At 60.5% G+C, this 15,509-nt stretch carries 13 protein-coding genes and 3 pseudogenes; 7 read left to right on the top strand and 9 right to left on the bottom strand.

Annotated elements, in window-relative coordinates; genetic code table 11:
• Positions 1–25: 25 nt before the first annotated feature.
• From ACFX5Q_RS13085 to ACFX5Q_RS13070, 4 genes are all read right to left on the bottom strand, one after another.
• Positions 26–922 carry an alpha/beta hydrolase family protein gene (locus ACFX5Q_RS13085; protein ID WP_404278384.1) on the bottom strand — a complete coding sequence of 299 codons (897 nt, stop codon included), beginning with the start codon at positions 920–922 and terminating at the stop codon, positions 26–28.
• Positions 923–1,033: 111 nt separating this feature from the next.
• Positions 1,034–1,426, bottom strand: coding sequence for a tautomerase family protein (locus ACFX5Q_RS13080; protein WP_404278382.1), 393 nt, complete (start codon positions 1,424–1,426; stop codon positions 1,034–1,036).
• Positions 1,427–1,487: 61 nt separating this feature from the next.
• Positions 1,488–2,843, bottom strand: coding sequence for an MFS transporter (locus tag ACFX5Q_RS13075; RefSeq protein ID WP_404278380.1), 1,356 nt, complete (start codon positions 2,841–2,843; stop codon positions 1,488–1,490).
• Positions 2,844–2,900: 57 nt separating this feature from the next.
• Positions 2,901–3,887, bottom strand: a complete 987-nt coding sequence (locus ACFX5Q_RS13070; protein ID WP_404278378.1) for an NAD(P)H-dependent flavin oxidoreductase — start codon at positions 3,885–3,887, stop codon at positions 2,901–2,903.
• A 117-nt stretch (positions 3,888–4,004) separates the two neighbouring features.
• Here ACFX5Q_RS13070 and ACFX5Q_RS13065 point away from each other — a divergent pair, with 117 nt between their 5' ends.
• Entirely contained in the window at positions 4,005–4,931 is a 927-nt protein-coding gene (locus tag ACFX5Q_RS13065; RefSeq protein WP_404278376.1) for a LysR family transcriptional regulator, read from the top strand.
• 360 nt (positions 4,932–5,291) lie between these two features.
• Here the strand turns inward: ACFX5Q_RS13065 and ACFX5Q_RS13060 are convergent.
• A pseudogene (locus ACFX5Q_RS13060) lies at positions 5,292–6,156 on the bottom strand (tyrosine-type recombinase/integrase); the annotation flags it as partial.
• A gap of 200 nt (positions 6,157–6,356) precedes the next feature.
• On the opposite strand from ACFX5Q_RS13060, the gene ACFX5Q_RS13055 reads away from it, so the two are divergent.
• Together ACFX5Q_RS13055 and ACFX5Q_RS13050 are read left to right on the top strand one after the other, a co-directional pair.
• A complete protein-coding gene (locus ACFX5Q_RS13055) occupies positions 6,357–6,506 on the top strand; it encodes an AraC family transcriptional regulator (protein ID WP_404278404.1) in 150 nt (49 codons plus the stop codon).
• Between the two features lie 18 nt (positions 6,507–6,524).
• Positions 6,525–6,836: pseudogene (locus ACFX5Q_RS13050) on the top strand (helix-turn-helix domain-containing protein); the annotation flags it as partial.
• A 214-nt stretch (positions 6,837–7,050) separates the two neighbouring features.
• On the opposite strand, the gene ACFX5Q_RS13045 reads toward ACFX5Q_RS13050, so the two are convergent.
• The 3 genes and pseudogenes from ACFX5Q_RS13045 to ACFX5Q_RS13035 form a co-directional block, all read right to left on the bottom strand.
• Positions 7,051–7,695 carry an FMN-binding negative transcriptional regulator gene (locus ACFX5Q_RS13045; RefSeq protein ID WP_404278374.1) on the bottom strand — a complete coding sequence of 215 codons (645 nt, stop codon included), beginning with the start codon at positions 7,693–7,695 and terminating at the stop codon, positions 7,051–7,053.
• Positions 7,696–7,729: 34 nt separating this feature from the next.
• A pseudogene (locus ACFX5Q_RS13040) lies at positions 7,730–8,633 on the bottom strand (dihydrodipicolinate synthase family protein).
• 40 nt (positions 8,634–8,673) lie between these two features.
• Positions 8,674–9,909 carry a trans-sulfuration enzyme family protein gene (locus ACFX5Q_RS13035; RefSeq protein WP_404278372.1) on the bottom strand — a complete coding sequence of 412 codons (1,236 nt, stop codon included), beginning with the start codon at positions 9,907–9,909 and terminating at the stop codon, positions 8,674–8,676.
• A 72-nt stretch (positions 9,910–9,981) separates the two neighbouring features.
• On the opposite strand from ACFX5Q_RS13035, the gene ACFX5Q_RS13030 reads away from it, so the two are divergent.
• From ACFX5Q_RS13030 to ACFX5Q_RS13015, 4 genes are all read left to right on the top strand, one after another.
• Positions 9,982–11,511, top strand: a complete 1,530-nt coding sequence (locus ACFX5Q_RS13030) for a PLP-dependent aminotransferase family protein (RefSeq protein ID WP_404278402.1) — start codon at positions 9,982–9,984, stop codon at positions 11,509–11,511.
• 228 nt (positions 11,512–11,739) lie between these two features.
• Positions 11,740–12,231: an MOSC domain-containing protein gene (locus tag ACFX5Q_RS13025; protein WP_404278370.1), complete on the top strand. Its 492-nt coding sequence runs from the start codon at positions 11,740–11,742 to the stop codon at positions 12,229–12,231.
• 7 nt (positions 12,232–12,238) lie between these two features.
• Positions 12,239–13,189 (top strand): PDR/VanB family oxidoreductase, encoded by a 951-nt coding sequence (locus ACFX5Q_RS13020; protein WP_404278368.1) that lies wholly within the window; start codon positions 12,239–12,241, stop codon positions 13,187–13,189.
• 48 nt (positions 13,190–13,237) lie between these two features.
• Entirely contained in the window at positions 13,238–14,371 is a 1,134-nt protein-coding gene (locus ACFX5Q_RS13015; protein ID WP_404278366.1) for a trans-sulfuration enzyme family protein, read from the top strand.
• A gap of 311 nt (positions 14,372–14,682) precedes the next feature.
• Here ACFX5Q_RS13015 and ACFX5Q_RS13010 read toward each other — a convergent pair whose 3' ends face one another.
• Positions 14,683–15,507 (bottom strand): class I SAM-dependent methyltransferase, encoded by an 825-nt coding sequence (locus ACFX5Q_RS13010; RefSeq protein WP_404278364.1) that lies wholly within the window; start codon positions 15,505–15,507, stop codon positions 14,683–14,685.
• Positions 15,508–15,509: the final 2 nt, after the last annotated feature.

Below are 15,509 nucleotides of genomic sequence, written 5' to 3'. Positions count from 1 at the left end.
CTTCTGTACCCCGTCGCTTTGATGTTCATTCGCTGTGCGACTTGAGGAAGTCGACGGTCCTCGTAATCAAGGCGTCAACTGTCTTGGCGCTCTGCTCGACGCCGAAGCCATGATCGACCGGTTCAGCCCACAGTTCTTCCGGGCCGTCGTGATAGGACAGCAATGAATTCGCGAGAACCGGTTGCGGAAAGACGATGGTATCCTTGGTACCAACGGCCAGCAGCAGTGGACCGTGATAGCGTGCAATCTCGCCGGCGGGTTGCACAGCGTATAGGCTCTCAAAGAAGCGACCTTTGAGCGGAATTTCCTTGCCATCGCCGACGCGCTTCGCCGGATAGACTTTATCGCCCGCTTTCAAGGCTTCAGCCATCTGCTTCTCGCCAAAGATAGAGATAAACGCCGCCGGAAGATTGATGCCGGGGTTCCAGAGCACGACGGCCTTCAAGGGTGTTTTTGTCCGGCCGGCGACCGCGGCCGAGACCGCCCCGCCCAGGCTCATCCCCATCAGCGAAATACGCTTGCCATCGACACTTTCAATCGTGGATAGGAAGTCGAGCGCGGCTTGTGCGTCCGTTATCTCGGTTTCGACGGTCATGTCTTCGAACTTGCCGTCACTGTCGCCGCTGCCGCGAAAATCGATACGAAGCGAAGCTATGCCATTCTTTGCGAGCACAGGCGCGGCACGCCCGAACAGCCCTTCCTTCACCGCCTCCGAACTCCATTCGTTGCGGCTGCCGGTGAAGCCGTGGAGCAAAAGCACGACGGGGGGACGCGTGGCGTCATCTGGTGTCACCATCGTGCCCACTATTGTCTGCCCTTCGACCTGGAACTTGACGATGGTCTCCTTGGCTTCGGCCGAAGCCAATAAGACTGTCATGAGCATTCCCACTGCCGTGGCAATGGGTCGGTGTAGCTGTTTCATAGCTGCTCTCCCTTTGGTTGATTGGCTGAATTTGAGAAAAGCTCGGTGGCGTGGCCGTGTTGGACTGGCATCGCACGAAAATGTCTTTTCACCGCCGCCGGGGGCTGGACTTCAATGAAGTTCGTCAGTGATGAATTGAGCGCGTCCGAGCCCGAAGGACCAGTCCGCATCGCCATTGTCGACCACGCTGACTACGACATCCGCCGGGTCGATCGTACAGATATCCGAAAGCCCCGCAGCAACGAAGCGATAGAAGGCCTGCTTGTCTTCGGCGGACCTTTCTCGTGAGATCACCTCGATGATGATCAGCTTGTCGCTTCGAAATAGTCCAAGACCGGTGTCCTCTGCGCGGACGTGCGATCTCTCGTGTTCAAAAAGGATCTGGTACCGATCGGCCGTTGGCACATGGAAGGCCCTCACCACCGCCTCATGGATGCAGTCGAGGATCTTTTCGTGTTCCTCCGGCGATCTGCCTTTCAAAAGGTTGATTTTTATCAGCGGCATGGGTCGTCCTCGCGAATGGGAAAGAGAGCGGGGAAGCGCACTCGGCGTTCCCCGCGAACATTTAGTTTGCCTTCGCCAGTAGGCCGGTTGCGGCAGGCCCGGACTCTTCTGCCAGGGCACGGGGGAAGCACAGCAGGTTAACCCCTGCGCTTATGGCCGCGATGGCTATCGGATAGGTCAAACCAGCGTAGATGTTGCCCGTGTAGGCAACGAGCGACAGGCTAATGAGGGGGACAAAGCCACCGAACACTCCCGTTCCGATGTGGTAGGGAAGCGAGAGCGACGTGTAGCGCAGCTGTGCCGGGAACAACTCGACCAGGAAGGCTGCCATGGGCCCGTACACCAGTCCGACGAATACGAGCTGCACAACGATCAGGGCGGTGACAAGGACAAAGTTCTGGGCAGCGACTGCCGCGGTGATGCTCTGATAGATCGGAATGTAAAACGCGGCCGCAAGAACAAAGCCCGTGACTATCAGCTTGCGACGGCCAATGCGGTCGGACAACGCGCCGAAGAAGACAATGAGCGGCGTTCCGATCACCAAAGCGGCCGCCAAGCAAAGGTTTGCCGTCAGGAAGTCTAATTTCAGCACGCTCTGCAGGAAATAAAGCGTGTAGAACTGTCCCGTGTACCAGACGCAACCCAAGCCGGCGGTGGCTCCGAAAAGGGCGAACGCCGCATATCGAAGGCCATGGCCAGTGGCAAAGCTCTCACGGATCGGGCTCTTTGCGGTCTTTCCACCCTTGCGTAGTTCCTCAAACACCGGCGACTCGCTCAGCTTGAGGCGCAGATAAAGGGACAGGACGATCAAAACCGATGACAGCAGGAACGGAATTCTCCAGCCCCACTCCTTGAAGAGTTCTTCGCCAAGCGACAGCCGGCACGCAAGCACGACGACAATCGCCAGAAAAAAGCCGACGGTTGCCGTTGTCTGGATAAAGCTCGTGAAGAACCCGCGCTGGTTTGCCGGTGCGTGTTCTGCAACGTAAACGGCGGCGCCACCGTATTCTCCCCCGATCGCCAATCCCTGGATCAGCCGAAGGACCACAAGAGCGATCGGCGCGAAATACCCGGCGGTCTCGAAGGTTGGCAAGACGCCGACGAGCGTAGTCGCAATGCCCATCAGAATAAGCGTCATCAAAAACGTTCTCTTGCGTCCCACGCGATCGCCGATGCTGCCGAACAGCAGGGCTCCCAATGGGCGCACGACGAAACCTGTGGCAAAGGTTGCGACGCTGATCAGAACAGCTGCTGTCGGTTCATTGGCAGGGTAGAAGAGCGTCGAGAAAAAGATCGCCAGACTCCCGTAAAGATAGAAGTCATACCATTCTATGACCGTGCCTGCGCTTGATGCGAGAACGACGGTCCAGATGCCTGGTTTGCGGACGGACCCGTCCCTTTCTTGTAGCTGTTGCATACTGCAGTCCCCTTTTATTTTTGAAAGCAGTCGGTCCTGTCTTCAGGGCGTTCCAAGTCAGCTCGCGATGCGCTGATCGAACGCGTAGAGACCAAGCCTTTCGCTTGCCTCGCGCACGGTTCGGCGGACGATGTCCTTCGCCGACGGCAGATCATTGATGAGGCCCACCGCCTCACCGACAGTCACGTTGGCCGTGTCATAGTCACCAGAGACCCAAGCCGCCTCGACCTTCGACAGTTCTTCGGAATGCAGCGCGCGCAGCTCGTCTTCCCGGCCCTGCCATTTGTCGATGAAGCCGTTTTTGAGCAAACGCCCGGTGTATCCTTCGGGCCAGGCTTTCTTGCGGACGATATCGTAGATGGAGGTGCGGATGGTTTCGTCGCCGGTCGCGGCGACTACCTTGTCCTTGGCTGCCGGATGAATCAGCGACTCGCGAGTAGCCCAAAACCTGGTCCCCATGAGGACGCCGTCGGCGCCGAGCATCAGCGAAGCGGCCAGTCCTCTGCCGTCGGCGATGCCGCCCGCCGCTACGACAATGACCGAAGGGGCGATCTTTGCCACGAGGTCCGCGACCGCGGGTACGAAGGGCATGGTTGACCGCGCCACCAAGCCATGGCCGCCGGCTTCGGTACCCTGAACGATGAGAACGTCGGCGCCGATATCAATCGCGCGCCGGGCGTGTTCGAGGGTGTGGACCATGCAAATGAGCGGGACGCCAGCCTGTTTGACCCGTGCCGCGAGCTTCGCTGGATCGGAAAACGAAAGCATCATCGCGGACGGACGCTCCGCAAGCGCACGGTCAAACAGCTCAAGGTCGGATTCGACCGCCCAGGTGATGAACCCACAGCCCACGCGCTCATTGGTGATCAAGGCTGATTCCGTTTCGTACCACTGGCGGTCGGCATATCCGCCGCCCAAAAGGCCCAAACCGCCGGCGTCGGCGACCGCGGATGCAAGCGCGCCACCCGCAGCCGGGGTCATCGGGGCAAGGATGATTGGATTCTCGATTTTGAAAAATTCTGTCAGACGCGTTCGTATCGTCATCGATCCTTCTCCAGTTTGAGGAATGTTCCCGGTAAGTTTTCTTTGGAAGCTATTGTGACGCTTGACTTAAGACAAACGATTAGATCAGATGTTTTTCATCTGAAAAGGAGATGGCTGATGAACAGCGTCGACCTCAAGTTTTTCCAGGCGGTAGTGCGGGCAAACAGTATCGGAGGGGCGGCCGGTGCGCTGAACACGGTGCAATCCAATGTCACCGCGAGAATAAAATCGCTCGAGGAAGAGATCGGCGTACTGCTTTTTCACCGTTCGCGCCGGGGGGTGACGCTGACAGCTACCGGCATCCAGCTTGTTCCTTATGCCGATCGTGTGGGAGAACTTCTGGACGAAGCCAAGCGCGTCGTCACGGATCGCGGGACGCCGAGCGGGGTGCTCAGAATCGGCTCGATGGAAACCACCGCCGCGCAACGCCTGCCGCCGATCCTGATCCGCTATGCTGCAGACTATCCTGACGTGGATGTGCAGGTCGAGGCTGGCCCGACAGAACAACTCGTCGGCGAAGTGGTCGCAAGGAAACTGGATGGGGCTTTCGTGTCCGGCCCCATCGCCCATCCCGAACTGGAGAGCATCCCGATCATCGAAGAGGAGTTGGTGGTGATCTCCTCACCGCGGATCCGCGACCTAGCAGACTTGAAAGCGATGGCTGGATCACCTGCTCTAAAGGTTCTCGCGTTTCGATCGGGCTGTTCTTATCGGCGACGCATGGATGCCTTCCTGGCGACGTGGGGTGTCACAAACGTCCGATGGATGGAACTCGGAACGATGGACGGAATCGTCGGCTGTGTCGCCGCCGGGGTCGGGGTGGCGATGTTGCCTCGTGCCGCTGTCCAGGACGCGGCAGACTCCGGGCAGGTCATCGTGCATCAGCTTTCTGACAATCTCCGACTGGCAGCCACTGTTTTCGTGACGCGAAGCAATGAGTATCTCTCCGCGGCGCTTCTGTCTTTCATGACAGTTGCGTCTGAGGCGCATTCAAGGCCTGCTCAGGCACAGCCGGTGCCAATTCGGCAGTTGCAGAATGCGTGAGGCGGGCTTGGCTCCAGTACATTATAGGGACATCTGTGGACGCCCCGGTGACCGCAAGAAGAATCTTTGAAGGGCGGTACCGCTGCGCGTAGTCGGGCGCTGACATTTGTCCGGCCTCCGATGCGGCCTTCCATTTGCCGCGGGCCCGTATGGGAGTTCGCGGATCAGAGCCAAATCACAGATGCGCGCTCGTGGCGCTGCCCCAATATCTGGCTTTCCGATCCTGTCTCTCATCGACTGTTGCGCCATACCATCCTTCGACCATCCTACGCTCTCGACGACCTCAAACGGGCAGCTATGCCGCCACGGTCGGGCCCTGTAGATTCCGCCCCTCGCCGTGAGCGCCCAGACGATACGGGCCGGCGCGGCGGATAGATACCAGTAGGTGTCGCGAACATTGGCGTGGCCGAGAAAGGTCGAGAGGACCGGCAGTTTCCGCTCGACACTTCGCCCGCACGATACCAGTTGGTCAGGGCCTGGACGGCGAAACGGTGACGAAGATCGTGAACCCGCGGACCATTGCGCTGCCCCCGCTGCCGCAGACCGATCTGTCGCGACAGCTGCCAGAACACCCGGTGCACATATTGGTGCAGCAATCTGCCGCCCTGCTCGGCGACAAAGAAATAGGGGCTACGAGGCGCGACGAGATGCGCGTCGCGTCGCGCGGCATAGTCCGACAGCACGGCGACCGTCGTGGCATGAAGCGGGACCAGCCGCGACTTGCCGAACTTCGTCTCTCGAATGGTGAGGATACCTTGGTCGAGATCGACGTCGTCCCGGCGCAGGTCGAGCGCTTCGGAATGGCGTAGCCCGGCGACCGCTATCAATCCGAACAGACAATGATATGTCCAGCGACGCAGGGCGTTGGCCGGCGGCAGCGATAGTGCCGCCGCCAAAAGCGCCGTGATCTCAGCATCGTTATAGATGTAGGGCTTTGCACGCCGCGCCGGCGACACAGCGTCTTGAGGTGGCACTTCCGTCATGGGTCGAAATGAGCGAGGTGCTGAGCGAAGCAGCGCACATCGGTCAGGCGGATGGACCAACTCGGTTGCCAGCCGATCGACGTCACCCACTTCATTGCCAGCGCCGTGATGATGGTCTCGGCGCCGCGAGCCTCCATGAAGGTGACGAAATCCGACAACCGTCGAGCGGGGCCATGATACTTGTACCCCAATCCCTGGCGCATACCCACATAGCGCTCGAGCGCTGTTTGAAGACGGCTCATTGGACACCTCCCGGCCAGGGCAGGCTGGCAGGCGAGTTAGCTATGCGGGAGGTCTGGCCGCGCTGGAACTCGGATCGTGGCTATTGGAACGTCACTATTCCGCTATTGGCGCCGACGTTCCTGCACCGCAAGAGCTTTCGGCCTCTGCGCCCGAAACCGATCAAAATTGCGGAACGAGAGAAAGTGCACTCGATGCTAGAGTGCTCCGGGCGCTCAAAATCATCGAAAGAAATCCGGGACGGTCGTCGAAGGTTAAATCGCTTGCGTCGTCCTTGGGAATTTCTAAGCGTCAGATGGAACGTCTGTTCCAGCAGGAAATGAAGCAATCTATCCAGCAATACTGTCGTTAGCTTCGACTCGGTTATGGTTATTGGCTTCTTTTGAATACCCCAAAGTCAATTGCCGAAATAACCACTGTAACCGGTTTTTCCGATAGTTCACACTTCAATAGGTGTTTCCGGATGCGATTTGCAACAACCCCGTCACAGGCACGACAATCGAAAGTTTGCGTGGATGACGCCATATCACCGGAATGGGCTTCGCTCTACGAGAGAATTGTAAAGAGCGAACAGGACTTGGACTTAGCCCAATCGAGGAAGTCAGTTTACACAAATCTGGCTCACTCAGTCGTTGGCACTTCGCGACTTACCCGTCCGGAGTTGGCTTTCACTGAAAACTGATGGCGTGGAAGCCCTCTCCGTAGGTGCGGGTTTCTCCGCACATTGAATCGCGTATAGAATCTGCCACCGTCTGTAAGGGGGTCTGCGCGGAGATTCATGCCGGGGTGGGGGATCGATTGCTCGTGGAAGCTTTCAATGCTTGGCCACATTGGGTCTCGGTGCCCGGCACATGAATTCGCGGCATAGCAGCTTGCGACCCGGCCGGCTCGGGACTTCAACCCCGTTCGGACTTGCTGGCTGCGGCCGCCAGCATCGCCTGACCGACGCCCGTGTCGCCCTGGGCGACAAGCACTTCGCCGGCATTGCGAATATCGCGCGGCTCTTTGGTCTGGCTCAGCTTGGCTTTGCCGACCAGACGAGTAATCTCGATCTCCAGCCCGACGATCTCCTTGACCAGGGTGTCAATGAAGTTTCTCGGCGCATCCCCCATCTTCCACGGGACAGGCTGGGTTGCCTCATGCCGACGGGTCAGCTTCGCTACATTGCGACGCACAAAGCGCTCATCGTCGTGAACGGTGATTCGTCCGTGTGCATGTACGACGAGGTAGTTCCAGGTCGGCACCTGCTTGTGGAACTCGTGCTTGCTCGGATACCACTGTGGAGAAATGTAAGCGTCGGCGGCCCGGAACACGACGAGGACCTCATCGCCGGTCGACACGTCCTGCCAGACCGGGTTGCTGCGCGCGACGTGACATCGAAGCGTGCCGAAATTTCCTGCCGAGCTGTCGAGTTCGAAGGGGATGTGATTGGCGTCGAGTCCACCTGGTCCATGTGTGATCAGCACGCCAAGTGCGTTGTTCTGGATCAGATCAAAAAGAACCTCTCGGCTGGGCTCTTCGTTGTGCGGCGGAACATACATGGTTGTTACTTTCAATGATCTCGAAATTCGCGGCTCACGACACGGCAGCTGCTCGCAGACGTGCCAGTGCGTCGGCTACCTGGTGCTTCGCCGCGATGGGAAGCGGCATGATTGGAAGCGGGGGCTTGGCCCGGCAGATGTCGAGGAATTCAGCGAGTGCATAGACGACGCGAAGGCTCGAATACGCTTTGAAGAGTTCCCATAGCGGAACCAGCGCGCCGTCGATGCGACGCGCTTCCGCGTGGTCGCCCCTGTTGAGCGGCCCTGACGATCCTCATGCAAGGTTCGGGCAAGATGCCGCCCAGCACGCTGTACCAGGTGTCGGCGCCGGCAATCATGGCCTGGGTGGCGTTCCAGTCGCCGCTGTAACCGATCGAGAATTCTTTCGGCGCGATTTGCCTCTGATCCGCCAAATGGCCTGGGATCGCATCGCCCCCGTCGGTCGGGTTCTTGATGGCGACGATGCCAGGCACCTGCGCCAGACGTCCGACGAGCGCGGGCGTAAAGCGAAAATGCGTCGTTCCAGGATTGTCGTAAATGATGATCGGCAGTCCGCTTCTGCGCGCTACCGAGGAGAAATGCTCGAACACTTCATCATCAGTGAGCGGGGCATAAGAGACGGCTGCGAGCAAGCCTGCGGCCGCGCCGAGGGCCTTTGCGTCTCTTGCGTGTTTTACCGCCTCGTCGGTGCGCAATGCGCCGACGCCCACAATGACCGGGATACCTCCGCCAGCCTCGTCTAGCGCCTCGGCAAGGGTCCGGCGTCGTTGCTGTCGCGACAGATACATGTAAGTGCCGGTGCTGCCAAGAAGTCCGATGGAATCCACGTTTGCTGTGCAAAGCCTTGCAATCAGCTGGCGCAGCGCCAAGGTATCGACCCGGCCGTCAGTGTCGGCAGGCGTTATTGGGAAGGCGCAAAGGCCGCTCAAGAAGGCCATGTTCAAGCTCCCATGGTCTGATTGGTTGCGGCGCTGGGCATCAGACCGCGTCCAGCCCCTGCCGCAGATCGGCGATCAGGTCGGCGGCGTCTTCGAGCCCCACTGACAGGCGCATCAGGTCTTCGCCGACACCATCGGCCAGATGCGCATCCTTGCGGATTGCCTTGCGCGCGCGGGTCAGGCTCGCAGGATGATAGATGAGGCTGTCGGCGTCGCCGAGGCTGACCGCACGAGTGATCAGCTTGAGCTGGTTCATCATCTGGCGAGCGCCCTCGTAACCCGCGCGCAGGCCGAAAGCCATCATGCCCGAGCCCTGCGACATCTGTCTGCGCGCGATCACCTGATCGGGATGAGAGTCGAGAAATGGATAGCTTACCCAGGCCACGGCCGGATGCGCCTCGAGTGCCTGTGCGACCACAAGGGCAGAGGCGCTGTGACGTTCCATACGCAAGGTGAGCGTTTTCAGCCCGCGCAAGATCAGGAACGCTGACATCGGCGAAAGCGCTGCGCCGGTAATATAGCGCAGGCCCGTTTCATGCAGGATGTGAAGTGTTTTCGCATCACCCAGGATTGCCCCGCCCAGAGCATCACCGTGGCCGTTGATATACTTGGTCAGCGAGTGGATCACGATGTCGGCTCCGTGTTCCAGCGGCCGCTGCAGGGCGGGCGAGGCAAAGGTGCTGTCGACCGCGACCTTCACGCCGCGCGCATGGGCGTGTTGGGCAATGGCCGCGATGTCGAGGATGCGGCTCAGCGGGTTGACCGGCGTCTCCAAGAAGACAAGCCGCGTCCTGTCAGCGATGGAGCCATCGAGATTGCTGGGTACGGACAGATCGACCGCGACGACCTTGATGCCAAACCGCGACACCGCCTGTTCGACCATGGCGAGCGTGTTGGCATAAAGCGTCTTGTGGACGATGAGTTCGTCGCCTTGCGACAGCAGCGACAGGATCAGCGTGCCGAAAGCCGCCATCCCTGAGGCAACGACCAGCCCCGCTTCGGCACCTTCGAGATTGGCGAGCCGCTTTTCAAGAATGTCGGTCGTCGGATTGTATTCGCGTGCGTAGAGTCTTCCGCCCCCTGCTGCCGCGGCCTCGTTTGCTTCCACACTTTCGAACCCGTAGGTCGAAGTCAGAAACACAGGCGGTTGAACGGCATTGGAAAAGCTGGCCGGATCATAGCCATGATGGATGGCCCGTGTAGCGAATGCGAAATCGGCGTCGTGAGGGGACGGCGTCGGTGCCCCGGTTTCGGATTGATTTGTGGTGCGGGGCATCGATGTTTTGAAATCCTTTTGGTTTTGAGAAGATTGCCGCCAAACTGGCTTGGATGTAACGTCCAGTTGGTGATGAAACAAATGGTCCAGTCTTCTCGTGTCGTGTCGGCAGGTCCCGCGCCGGGTCTGGGCGCGCGCCAGATCTACGAAGCTCTTCGCGAGCAGATCCTCCGCGGTGTCTATGAAACCGGCAGTCAGCTGCCGTCGTCTCGCGGCCTCGCAAATGACCTTGGCGTTTCGCGAACGACGGTCACCGTCGCCTACGAACAGTTGGTCGCGGAAGGTTTCATCGAGGTCAATCAAGGCGCACGGCCTCGCGTTGCAGCGTCGCTGGTCCGTCGCGAGGCCAGCAGCGCGGTCCCAAAACGGACTGGCCCGATCCATCTTTCCAGCTACGGCGAGCTACTGCGTGGCAGCCCGCCATGGCCCGATTACCTGCCCAACCGGTTGAAGGTCGATTTCCGTTATGGCGACCTTGCGCCATCTGATTTCCCAGCGCTGACCTGGAAGCGTGCGATGAACACGGCGATGTCACAACGCCCAGGAAGGCTGGCCTATGACGATCCACGCGGGTCGCCTCGCTTGCGCCAGGCTCTGCAGGGATATTTGTGGCGCGCTCGAACACTAAGCTGCGAGGTCGAGCAAATCCTCGTCGTAAGCGGCTCGCAGCAGGGCCTCGACATGTGCGCGCGTTTGTTGCTCGATCCTTCAGACAGCTTCGTCATCGAGGACCCGTGCTATAGAATGGCGCGCCAGGTGTTTGCCAGTACAGGGGCGACGCCTGTCTCTGTTTCCGTCGATAGCGACGGCATGAAGACGGAGCTTCTTGAGGGGATCACGGCGCGGCTGGCCTACGTGACGCCGTCGCATCAGTTCCCGCTCGGCGGCGTCTTGCCGATCTCGCGGCGGTATCAGCTCCTCGAATGGTCTCGGCGCAACGACGCCTATGTGATCGAAGACGACTACGATGGCGAGTACCGATACGACATTCGTCCGGTTCCCCCACTGCACAAGCTGGAAGACCGTAGTTCCGTCATCTATCTCGGCACGATCTCCAAGACGCTGTCGCCGATGCTGCGCATCGGCTACCTCGTGGTCCCAGCGGAATTGCAAGACGTCTTCGCGACGGCCAAGCAGCTTCTGGACAGGCATTCTCCGGTTGCGGAACAGGAGGCCCTGGCCTCGCTCATCGAGAGCGGCGGCTATGAGAGCCATGTGCGCCGCGTTCGCCGTCTGAACGGCGGGCGTCGAGGAACCTTGCTTGCCGCCCTTCGGCGCGCGTTCGCCGACCGCATCGTCATCGAGGGTGCCGACGCCGGGCTGCATGTCGTCGTCTGGTTCAGGGATCTCTCTAGGTCATTGGAAGACGTCTTGGTTGAAGAGGCACGACGAGCCGGCGTGGGCGTCCATCCAATATCGCCGCTCTATGCCCGGGAAACGGATGAACGCCGTTCCGACCGGATCGGACTGGTGATGGGCTATTCCGCCTTGACCATGCGGCAGATCGAGAACGGCGTCCGGCTCCTGACCGGCGTTGTCCAACGGGTAAGCAGGAGCTTGCCCCGTCAGTTCAGCAACAAGCTCCGCAAGGACAGCGACTGACCGGGTGCTGCCGCCGAGCCAACAGGTTATCGTCGACTGGAGTAGCAAGACTCGCGAAAACTGGCTCTGTCTGTCGGGCCAGTGTCCGGGCAGAGGGTGATGCCGGACCGGGCTGCGACGCTGCCCCTGAAGCGTGGAAGCAGACATGGCAAATGGATATCATCTCGATGAGACCCTCGCATCCGGCCGGAAGCTGGGCGCCGCGACGGCGGTCTTGGAGGGCGAAGCATGACCTGGAATGGAACGCTGCTCCACATCCACGTCGCGCCGGCAGCCTCCTACGAGATGGAGGAACTGGCTCAGGCACAGCTCGTTCCCGGTCGCGGTATCGTCGGAGATCGATATTTTCTGGGTACGGGGACTTACTCTCCGAAGCCGGACGTTCGCGAGGTGACGCTGATCGAGGTCGAAGTCCTGGAAGCGATCGCTCGCGGTGAGCCGAAGATCCCGGGCCTAAGAGCCAGGCTCGCGCCGGAAGACCATCGACGCAACTTGACCACCCGGGGCGTGCCGCTCGGCCACCTCGTCGGGAAGCGTTTCCGCGTTGGCGAGACCGTGCTGCGAGCGGCGCGGATGAACTTCCCCTGCAAATACATCGAAGAGCTGCTTGGCATTCCCGGGCTCTACGAGGGCCTGTTGAACCGTTCCGGTCTGAATTGTGCAATCGAGCTCGGCGGCGTGATCCGCCCGGGCGATCCGATCCTTCCGATGGATGAGTGAACCTTGCATGGCTGCGCCCCGCATCATCATGAAGTTGACAGTGACCGCCATCCGGAAGGAACCCGGCGACGTCCTCGTCATCGATTTGAAGCATCCGCGCAAACCGTCGCTGCCGCCCTTCGAACCTGGCTCCCATGTGGATGTCCATCTGGCCAACGGGAAGGTACGTCAGTATTCGCTTTGCGGCGACCCGACCGATTTGAGCCGCTATACGATTGCGGTGAAGTTCGAGCAGACGGGTCGTGGCGGATCAAGCTGGCTCCACGGGACGGTTTGCCCGGGGTTCACACTGCCGGTCTCCGTTTCGCGCAATCATTTCCCCCTCGGCGAAAGCCGCGGGCCGGTCCTGCTTCTGGCGGGAGGTATCGGGATCACTCCGATCCTGGCGATGGCGCGGGCGCTGGAGCGTCAGGGCAGACCTTACGAACTGCACTACTTCACCCACAGCCTCACGCTCACTCCCCTCTTGTCGGATATCGAGAGCGCCCTCGACCCAGCCAATGTGCGGCTGCATTTCGACGATGAGCCCGAAACCCGGCAAGATCTTCAAACCTTGCTATCGACGCGTTCGTCCGACGCACAGCTCTACTATTGCGGGCCACCCGGTTTCATGGCGGCCGTGGACCGGGCGAGCGCCCACTGGCCGCAGGACACGGTGCATTTCGAAGCCTTCCAGCCGCCGGAGCGCGACGACACGCCGCCCGAGCCTTTCACGATCATGCTTCGCGACGGGACATCGGTCCCTGTCGCGGCCGACACCACGGCGCTCGCGGCGCTGCGGGGGGCGGGCGTACTGCTCATGGCTTCGTGCGAGAACGGCGTTTGTGGGACCTGCGAATGCGGGATGCTGGAAGGCCAGCCGATCCACCGCGATGCTTTCCTGTCCAGCAAGGCTCGGGACCGCCGGTTTATCCCATGCGTGTCTCGCGCGAGAGGTGCGCTCAAGCTCGATCTTTGAAGGTGATCCCCGCGATCTTCCTTCTCAAACCACTTAAGGACGTTTTCAATGCACATAGAAACAAAGGCAATACATGCGGGTCGGGGCGTCGATCCTTCCACCGGGGCCGTCACAATCCCCTTGCACCCCAGCACGACCTTCGAGCGCGGTGCGGACGGGCCCTTCCCATCCAGTTACGAATATATCCGGGACGACAACCCGACGCGGCACGCCTTCGAGACGGCTATGGCGGCACTCGAAGGGGGCCGCGCAGCTGTTGCCTTTTCCTCCGGCATGGCCGCCATCACCGCGGTGTTCGAGGCGCATCCCAGCAGGGGCAATCGCATCGTCGTGCCGGATGATATGTATTTCGGCATCCGGTCGCTGATCGATGAAACCGACATCGGGCGCCGGTTCGACTTCGTCCCCGTTGACATGCGCGACATGGACGCCTTGCGCGCGGCGGTCGTTGCCGCACCCACTGGCCTCGTCTGGATCGAGACCCCCTCGAACCCGCTCATCCGTGTGGTGGACATCAGGGCGGTTTGTGACCTCGCGCACGATGCCGGTGCCCTTGCGGTGGTGGACAACACCTGGGCGACGCCGCTCCTTCAGCGGCCGCTCGAGTTCGGGGCCGATGCCGTCATGCATTCGGCGACGAAATACATAGGCGGCCATTCCGACCTGATGGCAGGGGTCGTCGTCCTGCCGGGCGCGTCCCCGCTCGAACGCCCCCTGCGCATGATCCAGCGGCACAAGGGCAGCGTCGCCGCTCCCTTCGACTGCTGGCTCGCCCTTCGCGGGCTGCAAACCTTGCCAATTCGCATGCGGGCGCATTGTGACGGCGCGTTGAAGGTTGCGGAAGCTCTGAGCAAACATCCAAGGGTCGAAAGCGTTCTTTACCCGGGTCTACCAGGTGATCCCGGTCATACGCTCGCGAGGCAGCAGATGGCCGGCTATGGCGGCATGCTTTCGTTCATCATTCGCGGGGGCGCCGAGGCAGCGATGACGGTTGCCGGTCGGCTCGAGCTCATTGTGCGGGCCACAAGTCTGGGCGGTACGCACTCGCTCATCGAGCATCGCGCCTCTGTCGAAGGGCCAAAGTCGATGGCGCCGGCCGGGCTCTTGCGTATCTCGGTAGGGCTCGAGCATCCACAAGACATCATTGACGATCTCCACCAGGCTTTATCGGCCGTCGAATGACAGAACAGTCTGGTGCATTGCGCAAATTGAACCCAAAACAACTTATTTGACCGGCTAACAGGTGGCTGATGGTCGCCGCAGCTATCGCAGGCTGGTGCGCACGCTTAACTTTGCGCTGCGCTCATTGATCGTTTCGGTCGTGTGCTGAGGGGTGCCAGTCCGCGACGGGCCGTCCTCCCGCGGATACATGACGCATCTTCTTGCTTCCTCCGTAAGCGTCCGGTCTGAGGCGTCTCCGCGCGGAACAGGTCGGCAGGGGCCATGACCTCAACCGGCAGTGTTCGACCCCTTTGTGGACGTTGGAGGGTCCGCTATCGGGTCGCTGCTCCAGCTCGCGCAATCACGATCCATACGGAAGCCAAGAGATGCACCCTGGAGGGGTCGTCCAAGGCAGCCAGGGCCTCACGCAATAGAGGCTCGGCAGTCGCTCGCAGTGCGGGGTTCTCGCGAACGATCTTTCCGAGCGGCCCCACGTTCAGAACCACCCAAGTCATCGCGTCGAGATCACCGCTAGACACCTTTTCATCGTGCGATTGGATGATGATCTCGCTGAACCCAGTCGCCTCAAGGGTGCGGCATATATGTTCGGGGTCGGCGAAGCTGAAGGGACTCTCGTCGACAGGCAACTGGAATCCCGCCGCGGAGAGCGGAAGGTAATCCAACTCGTTCTCCTCAAGGGAACGCCAGCAACTGAACGCCAGCGCACTTGACGGCTTCAGAATTCTACGGAAGTTGGCGAAAGCCGCGACCGTATCGTTGAAGGTCATCACACCGAATCGAGAGAACACGGCATCCGCACTCTCAGACGGCAAGTCCAAGGACTGAGCGTCTGCCTGGATCAACCTCACCTGGCTGAGCGGCTCGGTCCTCCGTGTGGCGATTTCTAGGAGCAACGGGGCCACGTCCACCCCGATTACCTGCCCTTCAGTTCCGACCCGCTCGGCGAGTTGGAGAAGGGTCTGCCCAGCTCCGCATCCGATATCGAGAACAATGTCTCCCGAACCCAGCCCCAGGGCTTCGATGGCCCTCAGCCCCAAGGGAGAAAGCTGAAGGTCAATTAGCTCATACGCCTCGGCCCACGCCTTTGCGTGGAGGAGCCCTGGAGACGAGATGTTCGCTGAACCTTGGCCAAGCATTG

The organism is Mesorhizobium sp. IMUNJ 23033, from assembly GCF_044778005.1.
Classification (GTDB): Bacteria; Pseudomonadota; Alphaproteobacteria; order Rhizobiales; family Rhizobiaceae; genus Mesorhizobium; species Mesorhizobium amorphae_A.
Note: the sequence above shows the minus strand (reverse complement) of the source record. Positions and strands in the feature narration are given on the sequence as shown.

Bases quoted from the DNA above. Each gene is read 5' to 3' on its own strand.
- ACFX5Q_RS13070 (WP_404278378.1), bottom strand. From the start codon at position 3,887: ATGACGATACGAACGCGTCTGACAGAATTTTTCAAAATCGAGAATCCA.
- ACFX5Q_RS13065 (WP_404278376.1), top strand. From the start codon at position 4,005: ATGAACAGCGTCGACCTCAAGTTTTTCCAGGCGGTAGTGCGGGCAAAC.
- ACFX5Q_RS13015 (WP_404278366.1), top strand. From the start codon at position 13,238: ATGCACATAGAAACAAAGGCAATACATGCGGGTCGGGGCGTCGATCCT.
- ACFX5Q_RS13075 (WP_404278380.1), bottom strand. From the start codon at position 2,843: ATGCAACAGCTACAAGAAAGGGACGGGTCCGTCCGCAAACCAGGCATC.
- ACFX5Q_RS13035 (WP_404278372.1), bottom strand. From the start codon at position 9,909: ATGCCCCGCACCACAAATCAATCCGAAACCGGGGCACCGACGCCGTCC.
- ACFX5Q_RS13030 (WP_404278402.1), top strand. From the start codon at position 9,982: ATGAAACAAATGGTCCAGTCTTCTCGTGTCGTGTCGGCAGGTCCCGCG.
- ACFX5Q_RS13080 (WP_404278382.1), bottom strand. From the start codon at position 1,426: ATGCCGCTGATAAAAATCAACCTTTTGAAAGGCAGATCGCCGGAGGAA.
- ACFX5Q_RS13045 (WP_404278374.1), bottom strand. From the start codon at position 7,695: ATGTATGTTCCGCCGCACAACGAAGAGCCCAGCCGAGAGGTTCTTTTT.
- ACFX5Q_RS13085 (WP_404278384.1), bottom strand. From the start codon at position 922: ATGAAACAGCTACACCGACCCATTGCCACGGCAGTGGGAATGCTCATG.
- ACFX5Q_RS13010 (WP_404278364.1), bottom strand. From the start codon at position 15,507: ATGCTTGGCCAAGGTTCAGCGAACATCTCGTCTCCAGGGCTCCTCCAC.
- ACFX5Q_RS13020 (WP_404278368.1), top strand. From the start codon at position 12,239: ATGGCTGCGCCCCGCATCATCATGAAGTTGACAGTGACCGCCATCCGG.
- ACFX5Q_RS13025 (WP_404278370.1), top strand. From the start codon at position 11,740: ATGACCTGGAATGGAACGCTGCTCCACATCCACGTCGCGCCGGCAGCC.